The organism is Methylopila musalis, from assembly GCF_042679725.1.
GTDB classification, from domain to species: domain Bacteria; phylum Pseudomonadota; class Alphaproteobacteria; order Rhizobiales; family Methylopilaceae; genus Methylopila; species Methylopila musalis.
On sequence record NZ_JBHTMX010000297.1, the window covers coordinates 1 to 2345 of the forward strand.

The 2345-nt window shown below is 74.7% G+C and carries 3 protein-coding genes; all 3 read left to right on the forward strand.

Annotated elements, in window-relative coordinates; all coding sequences use genetic code 11:
* Nucleotides 1-1191 (forward strand): sensor histidine kinase (locus ACFQ4O_RS16920; RefSeq protein ID WP_378777455.1); only part of this gene is annotated, 1191 nt, incomplete at its 5' end.
* On the forward strand, nt 1184-1909 hold the full coding sequence (locus tag ACFQ4O_RS16925; RefSeq protein ID WP_378777457.1) for a peptidoglycan-binding domain-containing protein: 726 nt from the start codon (nt 1184-1186) through the stop codon (nt 1907-1909). The genes ACFQ4O_RS16920 and ACFQ4O_RS16925, both read left to right, overlap by 8 nt.
* A gap of 13 nt (nt 1910-1922) precedes the next feature.
* Complete coding sequence (locus ACFQ4O_RS16930) at nt 1923-2255, forward strand: DUF1491 family protein (protein WP_378777459.1); 333 nt, start codon at nt 1923-1925, stop codon at nt 2253-2255.
* The last annotated feature ends 90 nt before the right edge of the window (nt 2256-2345 follow it).

Genomic DNA, 2345 nt, shown 5'->3' on the forward strand with positions numbered 1-2345 from the left:
CGCGCCGAACTCGATCTCGTCACCGGCGCCGCGAACGATCTCGTCACCCGCCACGCCCGCGACGGATCCGTGCGGCGCGCGTCGGTCGCGGCCAACCGCCTGCTCGGCGCCGCGCCGCGCGATCTGCTCGGCCGCGGCCTGTTCGAGCGGGTCCACATCGCCGATCGGCCCGCCTATCTCCAGGCGCTCGCCTACGCCGCCGAGGAACCTTCGACGCTGGAGATCCGCGTGCGGCGCGACGACCTCGCCGGCGCGCACGGCCCCATCTTCGTCTGGCTGGAGCTCAGGGTCGCAGGCGACGCGGACGGGACCGGCGCGATCGCCGTGTTCCGCGACGTCAGCGAGCGGCGGCTGCGCGACGAGGAGATCGGCGCCGCCCGCGCCGCCACGCGCCACGAGGCGGTGCAGCGCGCCCAGTTCCTCGCCGCCATGGGCCACGAGATCCGCACGCCGCTGAACGCGATCATCGGCTTCTCCGAGATGCTCGGCGACGAGCGCCTGATGCGCGCCGCGCCCGAACGCCGGGGCGACTACGCCACCCTGATCCGCCAGTCCGGCGAGCATCTGCTCGAGATCGTCGACCATGTGCTGGACATTTCGCGGCTGGAGACCGGCCGCTTCGCCGTCCAGCCCGCGCCCTGCGCGGCGGGCGAGGTGCTCGCCCATTGCGTCGGGCTGCTGGCGCCCCGGGCCGAGACCGCCGGCGTGCGCCTCGCCTGCGAAGTCGCGGCCGATCTGCCGCCGCTGCTGGCGGACCGGCGCGCGCTGACGCAGGTGATGCTGAACCTGCTCTCCAACGCCATCAAGTTCACGCCGAAGGGCGGCGACGTGGCGGTGACGCTGTCGGCCACGCGCGGCCTGATGACCCTCTCCGTGCGCGACAGCGGCGTGGGCGTGGCCTGCGAGCATCTTGACCGGCTGGGCGAGGCCTATTTCCAGGCCGAAGGCGAGGCCGGCGCCCGCGAGGGCATGGGCCTCGGCCTGTCGGTGGTGCGCGGCCTCGTGGAGCTTCACGGCGGCCGGCTCGCTTTCGACAGCGCGCCGGGCCGCGGCATGCGCGTCACCGTGGCCATGCCGCTCGACGGCGGGTCTCCCGCCGGGGCGGACGAGGGCGTGGTGGCGCGGCCCGATTTCGGCCGGGGCCGTCCGGCCGCCTCGACCTCTGCGACAAGGGTGAAGAAACGTGCCTAAAGCCGCTGCGAGCCCCTACGACGACCATGACGGACGCTCCTACGGCGCGGTCGCCGGCGCGCTGGGCGTGGTCCGGCGCCGGCCGATCGACGCGCTGGCGGGGCTGGTGGCCGCAGCCGGCGTCGTCACCATTCTCGTGAACGCGCTGGCGCTGCAGCAGGGGCGCCACCCCGCGCCGCTGTTCCGGGACGCGGCCCCTCGCCCGGTGACGACCGCGCCCGCGCAGACCCCGCTGCCGGCGCGGGACGCGCTGGTGGCCGACATTCAGGAGGCGCTGATCGCCCGGGGCTATCTGGACGGCCCGGCGGACGGCATGTTCGGCGCCAAGACCGCGACCGCCATCTCCGCCTTTGAGGAAGCGCACCGGCTGCCCTCCACCGGCGCGGTGTCCGAGCGGCTGCTCGCGACGGTTTTGTCCGCGCCCGCGAAGCCGAAGGCGCAACCGTCGCCGTCGCAGCCCGCCCAGACGCCCGCCGCCGCGCCGCGCCCGGCGCCGGCGACCACCGGCTCCGTCGCCTCCGCCTCGAAGCTCATGGCGGTGCAGCGCGCGCTGGCGAAGCTTGGCTACGGCCCGGTCGCCATCGACGGCAAGATGGGCGCCGCCACCCGCGCGGCGATCTCGGGCTTCGAGCGCGACCGTCGCCTGCCGGTCACCGGCGAGCCCAACGCCCAGACTGTGAAGGCGCTGCAGACCGTCAGCGGCATGACGATCGAATGACGGGGATCGCGGCGTGAGCGCGCGGCTGACCTCGGAGTTCTGGGTCTCGGCCTATGTGCGCCGCTGCCATCTGGAGGGCGCCTTCGCGCTGGTGCGCAAACGCGGCGCGACCGAGGCCGGCGCGATCTTCATCGTGGTGGACCGCCTCGACGGCGACAACGATCTCTATGGCCCGGCGCCCCAGAGCGAGGCGCGCGACGACGGCGTGGACCGCAGCTTCGAGCGGATCGGCGAGCGGCTGAACGGGCTTGAGGTGGAGGAGAAGCTCGCCCGCGAGCGGCGGTTCGATTCGGACCTCTGGATCGTCGCGGTCGAGGACCGGCAGGGCCGCGTTTTCCTGGACTGAAGGCCCGCCCGTCAGGCGCGGGTGCGGCCGGTGTCGAGCCGGCCCGACAGCAGCCGGCGGCCGCGTCCGACCGCGGGACGCGCGGCGCCC